At 70.5% G+C, this 22687-nt stretch carries 16 protein-coding genes; 13 read left to right on the top strand and 3 right to left on the bottom strand.

Annotation, left to right across the window (positions count from 1 at the left end):
- Positions 1–110: 110 nt before the first annotated feature.
- Positions 111–1181, bottom strand: a complete 1071-nt coding sequence (locus OG413_RS30900) for an AraC family transcriptional regulator (RefSeq protein WP_266811365.1) — start codon at positions 1179–1181, stop codon at positions 111–113.
- A gap of 615 nt (positions 1182–1796) precedes the next feature.
- On the opposite strand from OG413_RS30900, the gene OG413_RS30905 reads away from it, so the two are divergent.
- From OG413_RS30905 to OG413_RS30945, 9 genes are all read left to right on the top strand, one after another.
- Positions 1797–3332: an acyltransferase domain-containing protein gene (locus OG413_RS30905; protein WP_266811367.1), complete on the top strand. Its 1536-nt coding sequence runs from the start codon at positions 1797–1799 to the stop codon at positions 3330–3332.
- Positions 3329–9511: an SDR family oxidoreductase gene (locus tag OG413_RS30910; protein ID WP_266811368.1), complete on the top strand. Its 6183-nt coding sequence runs from the start codon at positions 3329–3331 to the stop codon at positions 9509–9511. Before OG413_RS30905 ends, OG413_RS30910 begins: the two co-directional genes overlap by 4 nt.
- A gap of 18 nt (positions 9512–9529) precedes the next feature.
- Entirely contained in the window at positions 9530–10546 is a 1017-nt protein-coding gene (locus OG413_RS30915) for a 3-oxoacyl-[acyl-carrier-protein] synthase III C-terminal domain-containing protein (protein WP_266811369.1), read from the top strand.
- Positions 10547–10554: 8 nt separating this feature from the next.
- A complete protein-coding gene (locus OG413_RS30920) occupies positions 10555–12042 on the top strand; it encodes a cytochrome P450 (RefSeq protein WP_266811371.1) in 1488 nt (495 codons plus the stop codon).
- Between the two features lie 4 nt (positions 12043–12046).
- Positions 12047–13156: a Rieske 2Fe-2S domain-containing protein gene (locus OG413_RS30925; RefSeq protein WP_266811373.1), complete on the top strand. Its 1110-nt coding sequence runs from the start codon at positions 12047–12049 to the stop codon at positions 13154–13156.
- A gap of 116 nt (positions 13157–13272) precedes the next feature.
- The gene (locus OG413_RS30930) at positions 13273–14166 is read left to right on the top strand and encodes a 3-hydroxyacyl-CoA dehydrogenase family protein (RefSeq protein ID WP_266811375.1); all 894 of its coding nucleotides are present in this window, start codon (positions 13273–13275) and stop codon (positions 14164–14166) included.
- 2 nt (positions 14167–14168) lie between these two features.
- The gene (locus OG413_RS30935) at positions 14169–14465 is read left to right on the top strand and encodes an acyl carrier protein (protein ID WP_266813181.1); all 297 of its coding nucleotides are present in this window, start codon (positions 14169–14171) and stop codon (positions 14463–14465) included.
- Positions 14458–15564: an acyl-CoA dehydrogenase family protein gene (locus OG413_RS30940; RefSeq protein ID WP_266811377.1), complete on the top strand. Its 1107-nt coding sequence runs from the start codon at positions 14458–14460 to the stop codon at positions 15562–15564. Before OG413_RS30935 ends, OG413_RS30940 begins: the two co-directional genes overlap by 8 nt.
- A gap of 42 nt (positions 15565–15606) precedes the next feature.
- Positions 15607–16743, top strand: a complete 1137-nt coding sequence (locus OG413_RS30945; RefSeq protein ID WP_266811379.1) for an HAD family hydrolase — start codon at positions 15607–15609, stop codon at positions 16741–16743.
- 75 nt (positions 16744–16818) lie between these two features.
- Here OG413_RS30945 and OG413_RS30950 read toward each other — a convergent pair whose 3' ends face one another.
- Together OG413_RS30950 and OG413_RS30955 are read right to left on the bottom strand one after the other, a co-directional pair.
- Entirely contained in the window at positions 16819–17481 is a 663-nt protein-coding gene (locus OG413_RS30950; RefSeq protein ID WP_266811381.1) for an O-methyltransferase, read from the bottom strand.
- 3 nt (positions 17482–17484) lie between these two features.
- Positions 17485–17718, bottom strand: a complete 234-nt coding sequence (locus tag OG413_RS30955; RefSeq protein ID WP_266811383.1) for a DUF5988 family protein — start codon at positions 17716–17718, stop codon at positions 17485–17487.
- A gap of 956 nt (positions 17719–18674) precedes the next feature.
- Here OG413_RS30955 and OG413_RS30960 point away from each other — a divergent pair.
- The 4 genes from OG413_RS30960 (at position 18675) to OG413_RS30975 (ending at position 22685) form a co-directional block, all read left to right on the top strand.
- On the top strand, positions 18675–19328 hold the full coding sequence (locus tag OG413_RS30960) for a TetR/AcrR family transcriptional regulator (RefSeq protein ID WP_266811385.1): 654 nt from the start codon (positions 18675–18677) through the stop codon (positions 19326–19328).
- 209 nt (positions 19329–19537) lie between these two features.
- On the top strand, positions 19538–21226 hold the full coding sequence (locus OG413_RS30965; RefSeq protein ID WP_266811387.1) for a hypothetical protein: 1689 nt from the start codon (positions 19538–19540) through the stop codon (positions 21224–21226).
- A 281-nt stretch (positions 21227–21507) separates the two neighbouring features.
- Positions 21508–21867, top strand: coding sequence for a hypothetical protein (locus OG413_RS30970; protein ID WP_266811388.1), 360 nt, complete (start codon positions 21508–21510; stop codon positions 21865–21867).
- Between the two features lie 134 nt (positions 21868–22001).
- Entirely contained in the window at positions 22002–22685 is a 684-nt protein-coding gene (locus OG413_RS30975; RefSeq protein ID WP_266811389.1) for a response regulator transcription factor, read from the top strand.
- Positions 22686–22687 lie beyond the last annotated feature (2 nt).

The raw sequence follows: 22687 nt of genomic DNA on the forward strand, positions 1-22687 counted from the left end.
GTCGACCGCGTCAAGATGCTCACCCACGAGCCCCTCCCCCTTCATCAGCCGGCCCGGCAAAGTCGCTTCCGTATCGTGGAGCTTGTCGCGGCGAGGCGGGCTCGCCTCCGTCACTTCGTACGGTCCGGCCGAGGACGCGGTCGTTCACCGAGGGAGGTTCGTCCCCCACCGGGCTGAGAATTCCCTCTGAACGCGGCGGCTACCGCTCGTTCGACTTCGCTCCGGTCCCGTGACACGCGAGCGGCGTCCCGGAAACGCTTGGGCGCGATTCCGGTCGCCCGCTTGAAGGCGTGACTGAAGGCGCTCTCGGAGGCGTAGCCGAGGGAGAGCGCCAGCTCCGACACCGGTGTGTCCTTGTGGAGCAGGGTCTGTTCGGCCAGCCGCATGCGCCATTGGTGGAGATAGGTGAGTGGTGGCACGCCGGCGACCGAAGTGAAGACTCCGGCGAAGACGCTGCGGGACATGGCCGCCGCCTGGGCGAGTTCGGTCAAGTGCCAGGGCCGGGCGGGATCGGCGTGCATCAGCCTCAGGGCCGGGGCGATGCGATCATCGGCGAGAGCCCGGAGCCACCCGGCGGGGTAGGACTCGCTCCGGTCGAGACAGGCGCGGAGCACGTGGGCGAAGACCAGTTGGGAGAGGTATTCGGCCACGCTGTCCCCACCGGGACGGTCGGAGCTCATCTCCCGCAGCATCTGGTCGAGGAGCCAGCACAGCGCGGGCGCCTCCTCACCCGCGCGGGGCAGGCGGATCACCGGGGGCAACGCCTGGAGCAACAAGTCCTCTCCCGCGGTGTTCAGTTCGAAATGCGCACCGACCGACACCACTTCGGTGATGTCCTCGTCCCCGGCATGGGCGAAGAGCTGCGGCGAGGTCCCGAGCAAGGCAAGCGCGTCCTGCGGCGGCACGGACGGGTCGGAGGCCAGAACATAGGAGAGACCTCCGCCGAAGGCCACCGCATCCCCCTGCTCCAGAAGCACGGGGTGCTCGTCGCCGTCGACCATCAGCCAGCTGACGCCGCGCAGCACGGCGTGGACCTTGAGTCTGCCGGGGGCCGGAAACCGCAGGGCCCAGCCTCCCCCGGCGGTGAGACCCCGGACGAGCACACAGCGTGCACCGGTCACGCCGAGGGTGTGGGTAAGCGGATCAGGAACGGTCGAACCCAGATACGGCGGTGCACCCATGAAAGGACTCTCGCGCAACTTATCCGGACTGACAAGCATTTACCGGGGGCGACTTTTCGTTGCATCCTAAATAAGTCACACGCCACGGTCGACAGGTGACGAAAATATGAACAATCCCACTTGCGTTCGCACGCACATCCGACATGCATGATTTCGAATCACACCACCCAAGAATTCCCGAAACCTCATGGCCGAAATGGCGTACATGCCGCTGAAAGAGGGAATGGACTCCGGCAGCCGCGGATTCAGAGCAACACATCGACTCTATCGAATTTCAGCTCGACATTGCAGAGAGTGAATCTCCGCCACAGAAAATCGTTTCGCACCTAATCCCCGCTGCTAGCCAGGTAGTTCACCGAGACTGGCGCCACAGGCCCGCGCCTTCGCGACACACTCTCGGCTTTACCTGGCGACAAGAGCCTGATCCCTCGCCCTTACCTGATTGGTAATCCATGGCGGTGAGCCGGGGGCGCATTTCGCTGGACTCACTGAACGGGTACAGCAAAACAAAGTGGACGCATGTCGTGGTTTTCGACACGCTGTCGTGGCGTTTCAGATCCCCGGCCGACAGATGCGACATCGCCAGAAGTCGGGACGGAGAAAAGGGTGATGCACATGGTGGGTTCTGTCTTTGTCATGCCCGGTACGGTGGCTCCCCCGCGCGGGGGGATCCTGCGCGACTTCCACAACCGGTACGAGACCGTACGTGAATCGCTGTCCCTCATCGACAAGGCAGCCCGGGAAATGGGGCTGCCCGACATCAGCGCCCGGCTGATCGAGCACAACGGGACGAGCGACCGGCGTGGCCCCGAGGTGCAGTATCTGGAGATCTTCGCAGTCGCCATCGCGACGCACCACGTGCTGATCGCCGAGGGCGCCCGGCCCGTCGCGATCGTCGGACAGAGCATCGGGGAGCTGTGGGCCCTGGCCGCCGCGGGACGCCTGTCCGTGGAGGATGCCGCGCGCCTGGCCGTGGCGCGGTCCCAGGCACTGACCCGGCAGGGCTGGGGCGGAAAAATGCTCGCGGTCGGTGTGGACGGCCGCCGGGCGGAGTCGCTCGCCGGACTGATCGACCATCCCCACCTCGTACTGGCCTGCGAGAACACTCCTCGGCAGAGCGTCATCAGCGGCCCCGAACCGTTGATCGAGCATGTGGAGCGGGTGACCGACGCGCTCGGCTGGCCGAGTTTCCGCCTGGACGTCCCGCATCCGACCCATAGTCCCGCGATGGCGCAGGCCGCGCGGGACCTGCGGGCGACCGCGCCGCGGGTCCCCTACGGTGCCGGGCGCTGGCGGGTGTGCTCACCCTGGCTGGGCCGGGATATCGGCGACGACGACCCGGTCGACCTGGTCGCCGACGCACTCACCGCCCGGGTCCGCATGCTGCACACGATCCGTGACCTGCATGCGGCGGGCGCCGACGTCTTCGTGGAGTGCGGGGAGTGGCCCGTCGTCACCAAGTTCGTCGAGGCGTCGATCCCGGGGGTGCGGTGTGTCGTCCCGCTGAGCGAGAGTGATCCTGTCGAAGCCGTCCGGGCGCTGGTCACCGAGTCCACCGACGGCGGCCCATTCCGCCCGCGCCTGCCGGCGCCGTCGAGCAACGGAGGCGGTCTCGCCGTGCGGGTGAGTACGGCCACGTCGGCCGACCCGGTTTCGGCACTCCCCACCGCCGTTCCGTTGCCCCGGGCCGACGTGCCCGTACCCACGCCCGCCATGTCCTACGTGGCCACGGTCTCCCCTCCGGCCCCTCCGGCCCCTCCGGCCCCTCCGGCCCCCGTGGCCCCCGTGGCCCCCGCTGCCCCGGCGGCACCCACAGCCTCGGCGGCTCCGGTCTCGATCGCCCCGGCCGCCCCGACCGTCGCGGATGTCTCGCCGACGTCCGCCGGGTTGGACTACGAAACGGTGCTGGCCGAGTTGCAGACGCTCTACGGCGATTTCCTGGGCTACCCGCCGGACCTGCTCGGTGAGGACGACGGCCTGGAGTCCGAGCTGGGTGTGGAGTCGCTCAAGCAAGTCGCCCTGCTCGGGCGGGTGTCCGACCGGTTCGACCTGCCCGATCTCCGGGCGAACTCCTCCCTGCTGACCGTCGGCACACTGCGCCGGATCGCGGAGTCCGTCGTGCAGGGCCGGGCGGAGGCTGCCGCGCGATGACCTCCACCGACAACCTGCGAGGCCGGGTCGCCCTCGTGACCGGGGCCGCGAAGAGCCTCGGCGCGGACATCGTCCGCCGTCTGGCGGGGAACGGCGCCCATGTGATCGTCAACTACTTCCACTCGGTCGAGCAGGCGAAGCTGCTGCGGGCCGAGCTGGAACAGGCCGGTCACAGCTGCGAGTTCATCCGCGCCTCGGTGGCCAAGACCAGCGAGATCGACCGGATGTTCGACCTGGTCCAGGAGCGGCACGGCAGTCTGGACATTCTGATCAACAACGCCGCGGGCGGGGCGTTCCTGCCGCTGTTCGGCATCGATGACACCTATTGGCAGCGGGCGTGGTCGACCAATGTGATGGCGGCGTACCACTGTTCGCGCCGGGCGGCCGAGCTGATGGCGGGACGAGAGGGCGCGAGCATCCTCTGCCTGTCCAGCGTCGGGGCGCATCAGCCGGTTCCGGGGTACGGCCCCGGCGGTGTCACCAAGGCGGCCCTGGAGTCGCTGGTCCGCTATCTGGCCCTTGAGCTGGTCGGCCGGGGCATCCGGGTCAACACGGTGCTGCTGGGATCCGTCGCCAGCGAGATCGTCGTCAATCTCGACGACCCGGACATTGCGCTCGGTGACCCGGCCGGGACCAGCGAACTGATGCGCCGTACCCTCTCGACGCCGGAGGCGGCCAAGTTGATCGTCCACCTCCTGCACGAGGACACCGGGTACATCACCGGGCAGACCATCGTCGCCGATGGCGGCATCAGCATCGGCGGGATGCAGGGAATGCGGCTGCACAGCAGGCTGGCCGACCAGGTCCGTACCCCCGCCCCGCGCCAACCGGTCCCGCCTGCGGTGGTGACGACGCCCGAGGTGAGAAGTCCCGCCCCTGAACAACCGGCGGCTGTCCACCCCGCGCCCGCGCCTGCCTCCGCGCCTGCACCTGTACCTGCGCTTGCGTCCGCACCCGCACCCGCACCGACCCCGGAGCAGGATCGAGAGCCGGAGACGGACCCCGGAGCCGTCGCGGTCGTCGGCCTCGGCCTGACCCTGCCCGGCGCGAACAACACGGCGGAGTTCTGGGACCGGCTGCGGGAGGGCGTCCTGCTCTCCAGCGAGCCGTCCGCCTTCGACCTGAAGCACTTCTGGGCACCCACCCGGGAGGAGACCGACGCCTTCTACGTCCGCGAGGCCGGGTACCTCCACACCTTCGTCCCCGATCCCGCCTCGGTCACCGAACCGGACGGGAACGCCGGCCACCCCGGGTGGCCGCGGACCACGCGCTGGCTGCGGCACTGCGCCGTCCAGGCCCTCGCAGGGGTGGCCCGGCGTCCGGAGGACAGGTGGCTCGCCGCGACCACGGGTATCCACGACCAGACGGGGCTCGGCCCCCAGGGTGTGGTGCTGGGTGACGAGTACCGGCGCATGGTGCGCGAGGCGATCCCCGCCGACCGGGACGGTGACTGGCTGGCCGAACTGGCCGACCACGCGATCGGCGCGCACTACGGTGGAGACGGCGGGAACCCGCAGGCCTACCTGCCCGCGTCCGTGTCCCGCGACGCGCTGCGCGGGTTGATCCCCGCCGACTCGCAGCACCTGACTCTCGACTCGGCCTGTGCCAGCGGATTGTTCACCCTGGACGCGGCGGTCAAGGCGCTGCGCGAAGGCTCCTGCGACGTGGCGCTGGCCGGCGGTACCGCGGTGGTCGAGCCGATCGGGTTCACACTCTTCTGCCGGGCCCAGGGCATTTCGATGAGCGGCAGGGTACGTCCCTTCGACCGGGCGGCCGACGGGACCCTCATCGGTGAGGGCGCCGTCATGCTCGCCCTGAAGTCGTACGCGCGGGCCGTGGCCGACGGCGACCGGGTGCTCGGTGTCATCCGGGGCACCGGTCTCGCCGCCGACGGCCGGGGAAAGGGCATTCACGCTCCGGCCACCCGCGGGCAACAGCTGGCGATCACCCGGGCCTGGGCCGACGCGGGCGTCGAGGCCGACGACGTGGACTGGATCGTGGCACACGGCACCGGCACGCCGGTGGGCGATGAGATCGAACTGCGCTCGCTGCTCTCCCGGCTGGGGCCGCGGAAGCGGGCGTGCCTGCTGACGTCGAACAAGCAGGTCTTCGGGCACACCGGTGTGCTGGCGGGCCTGGTCTCGGTCGCGCACGCGCTGGTCGCTCTCGAACGCGGGGCGGTCCCCGGTCAGCCCGTGGTCACCGATCCGCACGCGCTGCTGGGTGACGGCACGCGACTGACCGTACCGGTCAAGGACGCGCCCTGGCCGACGGACGACGCGCGACCGCGCGTGGTGGGGGTGTCGTCGTTCGGCCTCGGAGGAGCGGACGCGCACGTGGTTCTCTCCGACCGTGTGCCGCGGGCCGCCCCCGCGGAAAGGCCGGGACGTGTCCGGCCCGCCGACGCGGAGGACCTGGTAGTCGTGGGCTGGAACACCCACCTGCCCGGCCTGGACGCCGCCCAAGTGCCCGCCTGGCTGCGCGGTGACGGCCCGCTCCCGGAAGCCGACTTCGGTACGCCGTACCCCCTGCCGTCCCCGCGTGATGTACGCATCCCGCCGCTGACGATGCGGCACATGGACGCCGCCCACCTGATGATGCTCCAGGTCCTCGGCCCGCTGCTGGACCGGCTCGGCGAGCCGGGCACCCGCCTGCGGCCCACCACCGCGGTGCTGGTGGGGTCGACGCTGCCGACCACGCACAACACCCGGGCCGCACTGCGGGTGCACGCCCGCGAGTGCGCCACCACGTTCGACATCCTGCCCGACCCGATGCAGGCACAGGCACTGAAGAAGTACCTCGCGAAGGGAATGGAGGAGGCCAAGGGGGTGATCCCCGGCGACCTGAACGAGGACGACTTCACCGGGGCGGTCTCCTGCATCCTGTCGGGCCGGGCCGCCAACTACTACGACTTCCAGGCCATGGGCACCAGCGTCTACTCCCACAGGGACTCCGCGCACACCGCGGTCGACCTGGCCCTGCGTCAGCTCAGGCACCGGGCCTGCGACCTCGCGCTCGTCGGCGCGGTATGCCTGCGACCGATCAGCGGCTGGGACCGCCACCTCTCGGGTCTGGTGCCGGAGGGCCGGTCCATCGCGGAAGGCGCCGCCGTCCTGGCGGTCACTCGGCTTTCCACCGCGCTGGAGCACAACCTGCCCGTCCTGGGCTCGCTCTCCACCACGGCCGGCGATGCCGGCCCCAGGCCATCGGCAACGCCCGCGCACGCCCTCGCCGCGGTGGCCGACGCCGGACACACCTATCTGTCGCTGGACGCCGTGCTCGCGGTCCTCAAGGCCGTCGTCAGCGGAACGGACACCGTCGTGACGCCCGCCGCCGCCGGATCACCGCCGATCCGGTTCACCCGGCCCCCGGCCGACCCGCAACACCACAGCCCGGCCCGGGAGGAGCCGGAACAGGTTGCACGCACCGGGCAGGAGCACACCACGCCCGCCCGGACCACCGAGCCGGACCACACATCGACCGACCGGACCACCGAGCCAAAACACACGGCGAACGACCGGACCACCGAGCCGGAACAGACATCGACCGACCGGACCGGGCCGGAGAATGCCACGCCCGACCAGGCCACCGCGCCGGAGCACACCACACCCGACAGAACCGGGCCTGAGCACACCGAGGACTTCCTCGGTCGTCGCCAGACCTTCCGTCTCGTCCCGACTCCCCCGCCGCCGGGAGACCCTGACACGCCGTCGATCCCGCCGGGCACCGTCGTCATCACCGACGCCCCGGACATCGCCGCGGCGGTCACCGGCCCGGACATCGCCGTCTGGTCACCGCGGCCGGGCCTCGAAGCCGCCACCCATGTCCCGCCCGAGGCCGCGCCCGACGCCCTGACCGGTCTGCCGTTCGTCCCGCGCCACATCCGGGTCCTGTCCCGGCTGCCCGTCCTCCACGACGGGGACGAGCACGGGGGCGACGGTGCCGAGGCCGCCCGGATGGAAGATCTTCAGGACCTCACATTCACCACACTCCAGGCGGCGCTGCCCGCCCTGCGTACCGGCGGCTCGCTCAGCGCGCTCCTGCTCGGGGCGGTACCGGACGACCTCCCACCCCCGCTGAGCGCCCTGTTCACCGGCCTCGTCCGCTCCGTCCGGGCCGAGGTCCCGCAGTGCGGCGGGGTGACCCTGCTCAGCGACGCGGCGGACACCGCGACCGCCCTGGACCAGTTGGCACGGGCGGCCACCGCCCAGGTGCCGACGCGCACACTGGCCTGCCGCGGTGACAGTTGGCTCACCCTGGCCGTCGCCGACGACCCGGCGCCGCCGCCCCCGGCGGGACATGTCACGCTGCCGCCCGGCGCGGTCGTGGTCGCCTTCGGCGGCGCGCGGGGCATCACCCCCGAGCTCCTCCACGCGGTCGCCCGCGCCGGCGACCGGCCGCACATGTACGTCATCGGCCGCACCCCGCTGCCGGAGACCGACGACGCGCTGCCGCCGCAGGCCGAGTTCATCACCGCCGAACGCCGCAGACGCCCCGGAGCGTCGGTGGGCGAACTGCGCGCGGCGTACGAGAAGGCCCAGGCGCGCCTGGAGGTACGCCGCACGGTGCGGCGGCTGGCGGAGCTGTGCGGCCCGGACCGAGTCCACCACCGGGTGTGCGACGTCCTGGACGCCGAGCGCACCACCGCCGTCCTCGGCGAGATCCTCGACCGGCACGGCCGGATCGACCTGCTCGTCAACACGGTCCTCGACCTGCGTTCGCGGGCGCTGCACGCCAAGACCCTGACCGATTTCCGGGCGGTACGGGCCACCAAGGCGACCGGCTACCGCAACCTCAAACGGGCCCTGGCCGGGCGTCCGCCCCTGATCTGGTGCAATTTCAGCACCCTGGCGACGCTCGCTCCCGCGCCCGGTGACATCGACTACTGCGCCGTCAACGAGTACCTGGCGTACGCGAGCGCGTGGGCACAGCGGCACGGACCGGACGGCCACCACGAGACGGCGATTCTCTGGAGCGGCTGGCGGGAGGTCGGCGTCGCCAGCAGCGTCACCATGCGGGAGACCCTCAAACGCAACCGGATGGACGCCTACGTCAGTACCGCGCAAGGATGCGCGCAGTTCCTCTCGGCCGTGACCCGGCCACCGGCCAACGGGGTGGCGTTCTTCATCCGGGAAGAGGAACGCGTCCTGCTGGCCCGGCGCGGGATCAGTACCTGGGGTTCCTCCGGCGAGCTGCGGATCCCCGCCCCGGACGCGCCACCGCCCGCCCCACCGGATCCGGCGCTGACCACCCCGCTGCTCGACGGTGTCCTGCACCGAGGCAGGAACTGGGCCGTCTTCACCAAGACCTGGGATCCACGCACCCTGGCCGAACAGGACGGGCGGTGGATGCGCCACCACCGGGTCAACGGTGAGTACACGCTGCCCGGCACGTTCGCCCTGGAGGCCGCGGCCGGCGCGGCAGCGACGCTCTGCCCCGGCCTCCAGGTCACCGGGTTCCGCGGTCTCGTCTGCCGGACGTCGATCACGGTCAGGCTCGCCGGGCCGCCGCGCACCGTCGCGGTGGAGGCCCGGGTCACGAGCCGCGAGCGCGACCGCGCCGAGGTGGCCGTCAGGATGACGGCGCACCGGATCGGCAAGAACGGCAAGGTGCTGCGCTTCAACGACCTGTTGTGCGAGACGACGGTCATGCTGGCGGATCGCTTCCCCGACCTCGCCGGCCCTCCCGACTGCTCGTCCCACGAACCCGAACCCGGTTTCGCGATGCCGGTGTACTCCCCCGACCCGCCGATCTCGCTCACCGGCCCGTTCGCCGGCACCAGCGACTACGCCCGCGGGCCGGACGGGAACAGCGCCCGGTTCAGTCTGGACCACGCCGCCTGGGCTCCGGTCCTGGCGGGGACGACCGTACCGGCGATCCTGCTGGACGCGATGGTGCACCTGTTGCTGCTGCCGCCGCGCGGTGACCAGCCGCCTCTGGTCGGCCCGATGGCCGGCCTCGACGAGGTCGACCTCAGGGGGCCGGGCAACGACTGCCGGCTCAGCGCGGAGAACCCGGCCATCCGGCTGCACTGCGACTTCGCCACCGGGGCCCTGACCGCCGTGACGGGGCACGGCCGGGTGCTGGCCCGGATCACCGGGGTCAGCGCCCATGCCCTGGACCACAGCGGAGAACTGGTCCGGCCTCGCGGCCGCGTTCCGCAGTCGCCCCTTTCGTGACAGCCCGAGGAGACAGCAGTGTTGTGGCAGAACATCGCGATCGCCGGGACCGGCGCGTGGGTACCACCCGTCAAGACCGGGCACGAACCGTGGGACCTGACAGTCACGGGGCAGCCCTCCCTGGCGGCGCTCAACGGATTCACCTCGGCCGCCGTCTCGACGGACAGTACGGCGACGCAGATGGCGGCCCGCGCCGGCCTCAAGGCGCTGCGCCACGCGGACGTCGCCGCCGCCGATCTGAGTCTGCTCGTGCACGCCAACTTCCAGGACGAGGACCACTACACGCCCGCGCCGTACCTGCTGCGGGTGCTCGGGGGGCCGGACACCAACGGGATCGAGCTCGGCGCCGCCAGTGACGGCGGGGCCGCCGCACTCGTCGTCGCGGCCGAACACCTCACCGCCAGACCGGACGCGAAAGCCGCGCTGGTCACGGCCGCCGGCCGGTTCCCGGAGGAGCGGTGGGGCCAGTCCCAGGAGATGAATTACGTGGCCGGTGACGCCGGCGCCGCCGCCGTCCTCACCCGGGGAACGGGCTTCGCGCGCCTGGTGGCGACCGCCCACGCCACGGAGCCGCAACTGGAAATGCTGACCCGGGCCAGGAAGGGGCCCGTCGGCACCGACCGGTCGTTCCCCATCGAGGAGACCGGGTTCATGCCCCACATCGACGCGCTGCAGCGGTCCACCCGCCGCTGTATCGAGACCATCCTCGACGAGACCGGTGTGAATCCGGCGGACATCTCGCATGTGGTGTCCATCGCGATCGGGTCGGTCGTGCTCGACCTGGTGCTCGCCGGCTCACCACTCAACGTCCGTTCCGGGGACACCGCCTGGACCTTCGGCCGGCACCTCGGCCACGCCGGTCCGTGCGACGTACTCCTCGCCCTCGACCGGATGTTCCGCTCCGGCACGCTGCGGGCCGGGGAACGCATCCTCGTCGTGAGTTTCGGGGTCGGCTTCCGCTGGACCACCGCGCTGCTAGAGGTCACCCACGATCACGCCGCCGCGGTGCCGGCCGGCCGATCCACGAAGGAATGAGGCTGTCCATGACAGACACGACCGCGGCGACCGCCGCGTCGGTTCCCCTCGCCCCGCGGGCCCTGCCGCTGCTGGGCCACGCGCTGCCCCTGCTCCGCGATCCGCTGGCGTTCATCATGTCCCTGTCCGAGTACCGCACGATGGTCCGCGTCCGGCTCGGACCGAGTACCGCCGTGATGATCTGCGATCCGGCCCTGACCCGGCAGGTGTTCCTGAACGACCGGGTCTTCGACAAGGGCGGCCCGATCTACGACCGGATCAGTGAGGTCATCGGCGACGGCCTGTCCACCTGCTCGTACACCCTGCACCGGCGGCAACGACGGCTGTGCCAGCCGTCGTTCCACCCCACCCGGCTCGCCGGTTACGGGGTGGTGTTCGCCCGTGCCGCCGAGCTGAAGGCGGGCTCCTGGCACGACGGTGATGTCCTCGACGTCACCCAGGAAATGATGACGCTGACGACGCGAGCCACCATGGAGACGATGTTCAGCGGCTCGCTGCCGGCGGAGACCATGCGGCGGTCCCTGGCCGACACCGCCACCATCGTGAGCGCGTTCTTCCGCCGGATGATGACGCCGCCCCTGCTCCGATGGCTGCCGACTCCGCGGAAGCGGCGGTACGACCACGCCCGTAACCGGCTGTCGGCCACCATCGCGGAGATCATCGCCGAACGGCGGGCCGATCCGACCGACCATGCCGACCTGCTCTCCGCACTGGTCGCGGCGGTCGACGAGGAGAGCGAGGACGGCAAGAAGCAACTCGACGACACCGAACTGGCCGACGAAGCCCTCACGTTCTTCCTCGGCGGGATGGAGACGACGGCGATCACCCTGGCCTGGGCGCTGAACCTGCTCGCCACGCACCCGGACGTCCAGCGCCGCCTCCAGGCCGAGACCGACAGCGTCCTGGCCGGTGGGAAGCTCGACCCCGCGCACCTGCCCTCGCTCGGCCTGGCCGCCCGCGTGGTGACCGAGGCGCTGCGGCTGTATCCGCCCGCGTGGATGATGACCCGCACCCTCAGGGAGGACGCCGAACTCGGCGGGGTACGGCTCAAGAGCGGCAGCATCCTGGTGCTCAGCCCGTACCTCCTGCACCGCCGGCCCGACCTCTACACCGAGCCCGACCGGTTCGACCCGGACCGCTGGCTCGACGCTCAGCCCGACCGGGCCACCTACATCCCGTTCGGCGCCGGCCCTCGTAAGTGCATCGGGGACCAGTTCGCCCTCAACGAGGCCATCCTGGCCCTCACCGCCATCGTCGCGCGCTGGGAGGTGTCCCCCGTCGGCGACGAGCCGTTCCGGCCCAAGGTGGAGACCAGCCTGAGTTCGCGCGGGCTGGGCCTGCGGCTCAGTGAGCGGCGGACGGGCGGCGCCGACGGCGCCGAGCTCCGCGACGCGGCCGTGCCGCGGCCCACGCCCGCACAGGCGCCCGCACAGGCGGGCGCCGAGCCGTCCGCGGAGCCGGGCGGCGCGTGCCCGGTGAAGCACGGGGAGCGATGACGCCATGAAGCCTCACCTCAAGCCGCTGGTGAAACAGCTTCTCAGCTCCCGGCAGGCCGACCTGCTCACCGCGGCGCCGGCCGACACCCTGCACACTCCCTCGCGCCCGTATCCGAACGGGTGGTTCAGCCTGGCGTTCACCGACGAGCTGCGGCCCGGATCCGTGACCACCCGTCCGCTCGCGGGCGCGGAGGTCGTCCTGTACCGGACGGCCGGAGGCACGCTGCGGGCCGTCCGGCCCCGGTGCCCGCATCTGGGAGCGCATCTCGGGGTCGGCGGGTGGGTCGAGGGTGAAGACATCGTCTGCCCCTTCCACCAGTTCGCGTTCGACCCGGCCGGTACCTGCGTACGCACGGGCTACGGCCAGCCACCGCCGAAGGCGTCGCTGTCGCAGTACCCGGTGTGCGAGGCCAACGGCTCGGTCTATGTGTGGTGGCACTCCCTGGGCCTGCCCCCGCAGTGGGAGGTCCCGGTCTTCCCCATGGACGACCGGCAGCCGTTCAGCCATGACACGTTCGATCTCGCCGGTCATCCGCAGGACGTCATCGAGAACGCGTTCGACTGGGGTCATCTGCCGACGTTGCACGGTCTGAAGGGTCTCGACATCGGGGGCACACCGGTGGCCGGACAACCGGTCAGCACCGTCACCGCGACCGCCCGCGGCACCATGATGCGCGGCTTCCGCCAGTCCTACACGCTCACGGTGATCGGTCTGGCCACCATCGCGGCGCGGACCGTCCTGCCCCGGGGCGCGGGCAGCCTGTACGTGATGCTCCACGCGACCGCGACCGGGCCGGGACGCATGCAGCTCCGGTTCGGTACGAAGCTGGAGCTGAGCGGCCTTCCCGGCATGCCCGACAGGATGGGGCGCGCGGCGGTGAGGCCCGTCGCCCGGCTGCTCAGCGCCGTACTCCAGCGGGTGGCGAGCGTCGACACCGGCGCGGACCTGCTGATGTGGCACCACCAGGAGCACGTCGAGCATCCGAAGCTCGCCAAGGGGGACGGTCCGATCGGCCGATACCGGCAGTGGGCGCAGCAGTTCTACACGGAACCCACGGGCGGCCTCGCACCACCGCGGCCTTCCCGTACCGAGGTGAGCCGCTCGGAGGAGTGAGGGTCGGCGGCAGCAGTCCGGGGGCGCGGGCCGCTCCCGGGGCCGCTGTCGTCTGCGATCACCGTGTTTCGACGTAGCCCGGGAGCCGGCCGGGCCGGGACCGAAAGAGGGACGACATGGCAGCGGAGAGCGGTACGCCCGGCGCCGGGCACCGATTGGCTGTGCTCGGAGCGGGGGTGATGGGGTCGGGCATCGCCGCGCTGGCGGTCGGGCACGGGATCGCGGTGTCGCTGATCGACCTGGACCGGCGCCGGCTGGACGAGGCCCCGGCGAGGATCGGCCACCAGGTACGGATGGCGCGGCTGATGGGCGCATTGCCGGACGAGGCCGTCCCCGGCGCTCTTGTCACCGGTCTGTCGCTCGATGGTCTGGTGGCGGCCGACGACGCGGCACCCACCGCAGTGATCGAGGCGGTCACCGAGGACGCCGACGCCAAGGCGAAGGTGCTCGCGGACGTGTCCGCACTGGTCGCGCCCGGTACCCCGATCATCTCCAACACGTCGGCGATTCCCATCGACGAACTCGCTCGGGCGACGGCCCGGCCGGTGGATCTGGTCGGCACCCACTTCATGAATCCGCCCTACCTGATCCGGACGGTCGAGGTCATCCGGGGTACGCACACCGGCGAGGCCACCCTGGACGCGCTGCGGGCACTGCTGGCCGCGCTGCGCCGCGTACCGATCGTGGTCGACGACGCGCCGGGTTTCGTCACCAGCCGGATCCTGCACCCCATGATCAACGACGCGGTCCGGGTGGTGGCGGCGGGTACCGCGAGCGCCGAGTCGGTCGACCGGCTCATGCAGGGGTGCCTGGGTCACCCGACGGGACCGCTCCGCACCGCCGATCTCATCGGGCTGGACAACCTGGTCGACTCGCTGTGGGTGCTGCACAGCCGGACCGGTGACGAAGGGTGCCGCCCCTGCGGCCTACTGCTGGAGATGGTGCGGGCGGGCCACCTCGGCCGCAAGAGCGGACGCGGCTTCTACGAGTACGAGGGAGAACACGCATGACCATGCCATCCGACCAGCAGGTGCCGGAACCCGTCGACGGCCCCGGAACCGTCCGGACGGACCTGCTGCGGTTCCTGGAGCGGCAGACGGGGAGGACCTGGGCGATCGATGCGGACGTCTTCGGTTCCGGTGGGTTGTCCTCGCTCTTCGCCATGGAGCTGGTGGTGCATCTGGAGCGGACGTACGGGATCGCCATCCGCGGCTCCGACCTGCGGATGGAGAACTTCCGCACCGTGCTGCGGATGACCGCGCTGGTCGAACGGCTCCGGCAGCCGGCCCCCGGCGGCCCCGGTGCGTGAGGCGGTCGCCGCGGCGGCCTCGGCTCTCACCGAACTGGTCGGCGACCGCGCCTCCGCCTGGGACCGGGAGGGCCGGCTGCCCGAGGACGTGGTGCGGAAGCTCGGTGCGGCCGGGCAGTTGACCGCTCAGATCCCGGCGAGGTACGGCGGACCGGGGTGGAACAGCGCGGACAGCGGGGAGTTCACCGCCCATGCCGGCAGCCTGTGCAGCTCGCTGCGGAGTGTCATGACCTCGCAGGGCATGGCCGCGTGGACCGTCGAACGGCTCGGTGACCCGGCGCAGGCGGCGGATCTGCTGCCGCGGCTGGCCTCGGGCGTCACGGCGGCCGTGGCCTTCAGCGAACCGCAGGCGGGCAGCGACCTGTCGGCCATCGCGACCACCGTCACCGTCGACGGGGATGCCCTGGTGCTCACCGGCCACAAGAAGTGGGTCACCGCCGCCGACTACGCCGATCTCTTCCTGGTCGTCGCCCGGATGGGTGAGGAGGGTGCCGTGGTGGTGGTGGACCGGGCCGCCCCCGGCGTCCAGGTGCGGCGGGTGGCCGATCCGTTGGGCTGCCGGGCGGCGGGACACGCGGAAGTCCGTTTCGACGAGGTGCGGTTGCCGATCGGCAGCCTGTTGGGCGGCGGGCGGCAGCCGCTGTCCCTGCTCGTGACGACGGCCCTGGCCTACGGCCGGATCTCCGTCGCCTGGGGGTGTGTCGGGATCCTGCGGGCCTGTGCGGCGGCGGCCGTCGACCATGCCCGGTCCCGGCACCAGTTCGGCCGGCCGCTGGGGCAGCACCAGCTCGTCGCCCGGCACCTGGCCGACCTGTGGACCGCGGAGCAGGTCGCCACCCGGGCCTGCGAACACGCCAGTCGATGCTGGGACGAGAACGCAGCCGACCTGACCACCGCCATCGTGCTGGCGAAGTACGTGAGTGCCCGGCACGCGGCCACGGGCGCGGCCGCCGCGGTCCAGGTACTCGCGTCGGCCGGGGCGCAGGACGGTCACATCGTCGCGCGGGCGTACCGCGACGCCAAGCTGATGGAAATCATCGAGGGCAGTAACGAGGTGTGCCAGCTGATCCTGGCCGAGCACGCGCTCAGCCGGAGGTGACCCGTCCGTGGTCGCCGAAGAAGTCGTTACAGGGAGCCGAACATGAGCGACACCGCCCCGGCGGTCCCGCCCGCGATCGTGAAGTGCCTGGTCTGGGACCTCGACAACACGCTCTGGCACGGCACACTGCTGGAGGACGAAAACGTCGTCCTGTCCGAAGCGATCCGCGAGGTGATCACCGGCCTGGACGCGCGGGGCATCCTCCAGTCGGTGTGCAGCCGCAACGACCACGACCACGCCTGGGCACGGCTGGAGGCGCTCGGTGTCGCCGACTGCTTCGTCCTCCCGGAGATCGGCTGGGGGCGCAAGTCGGACGCTGTACGCCGGATCACCGACCAGTTGGACTTCGCTCCCGGCACCATCGCCTTCATCGACGATCAGCCGGCCGAACGGGCCGAGGTCGCCCACCATCTGCCGGACGTGCGCTGCTACCCGGCGGAGGCCGCCGCGACGCTGCTCGGCCTGCCCGAGTTCAGCCCGAGGTCGGTGACCGTGGACTCGCGGCAGCGCCGGAAGATGTACCAGGCCGGCTTCCGGCGCACGGACGAGCGGGCGCGGTTCACCGGCTCGCACGAGGACTTCCTCCGCTCGCTGGACATGGTGATGCGCATCGGGCGGGCCACGGAGGACGAACTCTCGCGGGTCGAGGAACTGACCCTGCGCACCAGCCAGATGAACGCGACCGGGGTGCACTACCCGGACGAGGTGCTGCGCGCGCTCCTCGCCCACCCCGACTACGAGATTCTGGTCACGACGCTCACCGACCGCTTCGGGCCGCACGGTGCGGTGGGTGTGGTGCTCCTCAGGAAGCACGCGGAGGCGTGGCACCTGCGGCTGCTGGCCACCTCGTGCCGTGTGGTGGCGTTCGGCGCGGGGACGATCATCCTGAACTGGCTGGTCGACCAGGCCGCCCGAGCCGGTGTCCACCTGCTGGCGGACTTCCGTGCCACCGATCGCAACCGGATGATGGAGATCGCCTACCGGTTCGCGGGATTCGATGAGCAGCCCTGCGACTGCCGGAACCCGGTCCCGGGGAGTTCCGGCGACGACGTCCAGCTGCTGCACCTCGTCGCCGAGCGGCGGGACTCGCCCGCGGTGGCCCGGCTGATCGCTCCGGACCTCACCGACCGGACGTCACCGACCGGCGCCGCGGGCGCGGGCGCGGGCCTTCCGGATTGAGTGCGACGGCACCGGCCGGACCGGCCGACCCGACCCCGATCCGATCCGGCCCGATCCGGCCCGATCCGCTGGCGGTCACCTTCGGCGGACCAGAGTGATGCCGTCGGCCACCGGGAGCATGCAGATGTCGACCCGCTGATCGTCCCGGATCCTGGCGTTGACCTCACGGACACCGGCGGTGTCCGCGTCGTCGGCGAGGGGGTCGATGACCCGGCCCGCGAGAAGTGTGTTGTCCACCACCAGCAACCCGCCCCGCCGCACGAGCCGCAACGCCAGCTCGTAGTACCGCGGATAATTCGCCTTGTCGGCATCGATGAAAATGAGTCCGAAGCTCTCGGAATGGCCGTCGGCGAGCATCTCCTCAAGCGTTTCGATCGCCGCACCGATGCGAACGTCGATCCGTTCCTGAACGCCTGCCCGCCGCCAATAGTCGGCACCGATCTCGGGCCACCGCTCGCTTAATTCACAGGTGACCAATCGACCGTGCGGCGGAAGAGCACGAGCCATCCACAAGGTGCTGTAGCCGGTGAAAGTACCAATTTCCAGCACGTCCGCGACACCGGCCGCCGCGACCAGAAGTGCGAGTAACTGCCCTTCCTCGGCCATGATGTGCATCGATTCCCCACCGGGCAGCTCTGCGGTCACCCGGCGCAGATCGCGCAGAATCTCATCTTCCCTGAGAGAGAACTCCCGGACATATTCCAGAAGCTCCGGGCCGACGGAAACCTGACTCGCCACTGCCTACTCGGCGATCTTCGTGCTGTAGTCGAACCGGAACACCGGTACTGTCCGGCCCTCCACCAACTCCGTCTCACTGGTGCGCACGAAGCGCTGATGCCGTCCGTAGAAGGCCACGATGAGCCGCGACGTATCCGCGACGACCCCCTCCGGCAGCCGTTGCACACGCGGGAGTTCCGGTGGACCACCGCTCAGCACCACCAACCGCCCTGCCCCCGTCACATCCTCGCCGGCCATGCCACCCCCATCTCTCGTCACCGCACCGGGCGGCGACCACACGCCGGGCGCCTGGAGCGATACATTTTCCTTTGTACCCAATTGGGCATGATCAGAAAGAGATCCACCAGGCGTACGGGCAGGGCGCTCGTAGCGCCTCACGAGCGACGTGGAACAGCGCACGCCCCTAACTCTGTTCGCTGCACAAGATTGCTGGGCCGATGCGGCGACTACTCGCTCCGACTGGGCAACAGGTCCTGGGTGAGGCGATGCAGACGCGGTGCGGCGTCCGGGTCGAATGACGGCCTCTTCAGCGGCAGTTGGTGAGTGACGCGGTAGGCGAGTGACGCGGTAGGCGGTGAAGCCTTCGGCCGGTGGTTCGTCCAGGAGGCGGGCCATGGGGGTGACGGCCTTCGCCACAGAGGTGGCGAGCAGGGCGAAGGACGCCCCGGCGAGGGTGCGCAGCGGTTGTGGAAGCTGGTTGGGCATGCCGGTCACCACGACGCCGGGGTTGTAGCCGATGCGGCGGATGGGCGTGCCGGGGTGCACGGCGGCGAAGGACACGCCGAGCAGGTCGTTGGCGCGGAAGGACTGCGGAGTGGCCTTGGTGCCGAGTTCTTTGGCCGCCGCGACCGAAGTCAGGTCGGCCTGGGGGAATGTGGAGCGGCCACCGGCCGCAAGGGCCGCCGCCTCCGCCGGCAGGGCCTCACCCTTCGCGGGCGGCCCACGGCGAGTACGCGCGCTCCTTGGCGCACATAGTGCAGAGTGAGCCCTTCGCCGAGCCCGTCGGTTCCTCCGGTGATGACCACGGTCCGCATCCCCGACTCCCCTTCCCTCCGGGCCGCGTGACGGACACGCGGCCCGATACCACGGAACAACATCCGGATATTTGCATCCGCTTATGCGGGCACCGCACCATGAACCGGATACGCTAAATCCGGTTCGAGTTCGGGTTACATCGACGGAAGGAATCGTTCATGGGCAGGCAGAGGGGGGACGAGGTCATCGCCGTAACAGAGGGACGCCCGCTGAGGCGGGATGCCGAGCTCAATCGCCGGCGCATCCTCCGGGCCGGGCGCGAGGTCTTCGCCGCGCGCGGCCTTCAGGCCACACTGAACGATGTCGCGCACCACGCCGGTCTCGGAGTCGGCACCGTCTACCGGAAGTTCCCCGACAAACAGGCGCTCGCGGAGGCCGTCTTCGGCGAAGAGCTCGACGAGATCGCGGCGATGGCGCAAGAGGCGCGGGGCGGGCGCGACGCCTTCGCCGCCCTGGCCGACTTCCTTGAGGGGGCCCTGGCGCGGGCCGCGCACAACCGCGGGCTGCGTGAGCTGATGCGCCACGACACCGTCCAGGGCGCCGGCCTCGCCCACGCGCGGCTGGAGATCACCTCGCATTGCGAGCATCTCGTGGCGCGGGCCCGTACCCAGGGCTCGCTGCGCGACGGGATCACCGAGGCCGACCTCGCGCCGATCGCCGCGATGATCGACGCCGTCATGTCCCTGCCCGCCGAACACCCGTCCGAGGCGTGGCGGCGCTATCTGGCGATCATTCTCGACGGACTCCGTACTCAACCGCACCAGGCGCCGCTGCCCGGCCCGGAGACGCGCTCCGACCCCGGCCACCACTGAGCTCAATCAGCGCCGAAGAGCCGCTGCGGGCCGAGGTGGCGCAGGGGGAGCGCGCGGGTGGCGCGCCGTAGTTCGATCTTTCTGCTCCTATGTCACGCCTGGTCAGATTGGCGGGCGCGATCTCACACTGTCTGTCGGCCCTCCCGGGCTGTCATCGGCACAGTGCCGCCCCCGGGAGCGATGGCGCATGCGGTGGTCAACGTACCGGCATGCGCATTCAGGAAGGCCGAAATTACCGGGTGGTAGCAGATATGCGTCATCAGAGTTGGCCGATTTTCGCCGTGTGTGCGCACGGAGGCAAGCAAGCGGAAGGGTTCGACGAACAATTCGTGGCACCTCTGGGCGAGGTTGCCGACGTCGAATCCCTGATCCGTTTGGCCTACGGGTATTTCGCGGCGCTCGGTTCACACGTTCCGGCATCGCCGTCCGCGCTCTGCGGCTGCGGCCAGGGGCGGGGAGCGATGTGCGCGGAGTGTGGCGGCCGCTGGCTGTCTGCCGCGTACAGGGTCGCGGAGATCCCCGAGAAAGCCAGTCGCGGCGCTTTCCTGGCCGGCCTGCTGAAGGACGAGCACAAGGGTGCTGCCGGGATTACCAAAGCGGCAATTCTGGGAAGCGTCCTCAAGGTGGTGGGCGACGTACTGCGGGAATGGCATCGAGGAAGCCATTTCGAGAATCCGGGAGGTGGCGAAGAGCTTTCGCTGCTCGGCAGGAACCCGTTCCTGCGGCCCGCCCCGGAGCTGTGCGACGACCATGTCGGCGAATGCGCGATCCTGGTACTGACCAGCGGATTCCCGCTCGCACGCGACCGATCGGACCTTTGGGCGGCATCGAGGCTGGGCCTCGGCTGGGCATGCGACTACCAGGGTGGAGACCACTACCAGTACGCGGACTGGCTGAAGGCGCAGCGGGCGACGACGCTGCCGGGCCGGGTGCGTGACGCGGAAGAAGTGGTGTGCCTCGGACTCAGTCAGGGCGTGGACTCCGGTGGGCGGGTGGACGCCCACTGGCTGTGCGACGCGGCTCTCCCCGCCGGAGTGGACCCGCTTCCGATCCTGCTGGGCTCCGAGCTCGTCAACTTCGGAATCCTCGGCGACGTCGAATCCGACTGCGACGAGTTCGCGCGGAGTGTGGTCGCCCGCCTCGGGGTGATGATCATCTGCAGTAGCGTCGACATGGTGGACGAGGCCATGTGCGGGGAGCGCAATCTCCTCGACACCTTTTGCGAGTCCGGTGCCCGGGGTGCGATCGAATGGGCGGTGGAGCGCATCCGCGACGACTCGTGGTCCCGGTCCGAGACGGATGCGTGGGCTCTGTGGAGCCACTACGTCTGGCTGGGACAGCGGCACCGGTTCGTGTTCCGGGGGCTGCCGGAGCGTACGCAGGCCGAATTGGCGACGAGCTGGAGGGACTCCGACAGTCTGTCCGCGCTGCTGCGGACGCAGCGCGAGTATCTCTCCACCGTCGTGGCCGACCCCGAGTTGCAGGTGGCCTGCGACTGCTGCGACTACGTCGCCATGGCCCGCGAGATGACGGCGTGGCTGAAGGCGGCGAACGGCTCGGTCGATGTGCGGGACGAAGGAGAGGTCGCGTTCGTCAAACTCGTCGACGCGTGTGGAGTCAACGAGTGCGACAACTGGCATCGCAGCATCCTCGATCTGTGCCCGTCGCTGCGGGCCAGGCACAGGGTTCTCCTGCGGTCCCTTGTCCGCGACATCCGGAAGTTCACAGCAGGGCTGGACCACTACGTGGCGTACCTGAAGGGCGCGGACTGTCACTTCCTGCCCGTCCGGCCGCAACGGATCGCGGAGGAAGCGTCGGCAGACCTGTGCGTGAAGTACCACGGGCACCTGATGCGCGCCGCGCAGAGCGATCAGGTGGAGTTGGCCGGAGTTCATTGACCGCGGGGATACGGGTGTGCGGGTTGCCCGGCGGCCCCTCCTCGATCAGGCCGCGCGCGAGCCCGGTGCCGATCGGCGGAGCCGTTTCGGGCGGGAGGCCCAGCCCGCCCCCGTATCCAGCCTCTCCTCTCAAGTGCCGCACACGGGCATACTGAGACACTGCCCGCCCGCTCCACGCACCCGCCCAAGCTCACGCCCACCCATGACGACCACCCCGATCGCGACAGTCGCAGATAGATCATTGATTTCAGATATGGCTCGGTGTTCCCCAGACTGCTGTCATGGCACTACAGAACGACGACCAAGCGGCCCTGCCCGCAGGCGGCTTCGCGCCGGGCTCAGGGGCGGTGCGTCCCACGGACACGGTGGGGTGGGGCCGGATGCGGCACGGTCCCTGGGTGTGGAGGGTCCCGTCGGCACCGCGCACCGGGTGCGGCACCGCGGGCCGGGGGGTGCCGGGGCACCTGGTGGCGCGCTGGGCGGAGCCGGGCGGGCCGTTCGCCGAAACCGCCGCTGGGCCGGTGGCCGTCGCCGCCCTGTTCCCGCGTCCCGCGCGGCTTCCGCGGCTGATCGAGCCGGACGCGCTGTCGCGCCGCGCCACCGACCGCCCGCGCCGGACAGACCCGTACCGGAACCAGTGACGCGGGCCGTCGGGTGACCGGTATCGCGCGGGCAAACCACGGACGTGGTAGTCCGATCCCCGGTTCCGGCCCCCGCCGCCCAGTCGCCCAGCCCTTTACGACTTCTCATTCGCCACGGCCCTGGAGACACTGCCATGCCACGCGTCCTCCTCGTCGAAGATGACCCCTCCGTGCGCGAAGGCGTCGAGATCGGGCTGCGCCGGCGGGGGCACGAGGTCCTCGCCGCCGCGACCGGCGAGGCCGGTCTGGAGGCACTGCGTGCGTTTCGCCCCGATCTCCTGCTGCTCGACCTGATGCTGCCCGCCATGAGCGGCGTCGAGGTGTGTCGCCGGGTGCGCGAGACCAGCCAGTTGCCGATCATCATGCTGACCGCGCGCGGCGACGACGTCGACATCGTCGTCGGCCTGGAGACGGGGGCGGACGACTACATCGTCAAGCCTGCCCGTAGCGAGGTCATCGAGGCTCGTATACGTGCCGTGCTGCGCCGCATGGAAAGCCCGGTCGACGCGAGGCCCGCCGTTGAGCACCATGGTGAACTCGACATCGACCGCGCCGGTCACAGCGTCCTCAAGTCGGGCGACCAGATCGCGCTGGCGCCCTCCGAGCTGAAGTTGTTGCTGTACCTGTCCGCGGTGCCGGGACAGGTCTTCAGCAGGCAGCGGCTCCTGGAAGAGGTCTGGGGGCACAGTTACCACAGTGACGTCCGTCTGGTGGACGCCTGTGTGCGCCGGCTGCGCGCCAAGATCGAGGATCCGTCCCGCGGTCCTCGGTACATTCAGACCCTGCGTGGCTTCGGCTACCGCTTCGGTCCGCTGTGAGG

The organism is Streptomyces sp. NBC_01433 (assembly GCF_026340105.1).
In the GTDB taxonomy this organism is placed as follows: domain Bacteria; phylum Actinomycetota; class Actinomycetes; order Streptomycetales; family Streptomycetaceae; genus Streptomyces.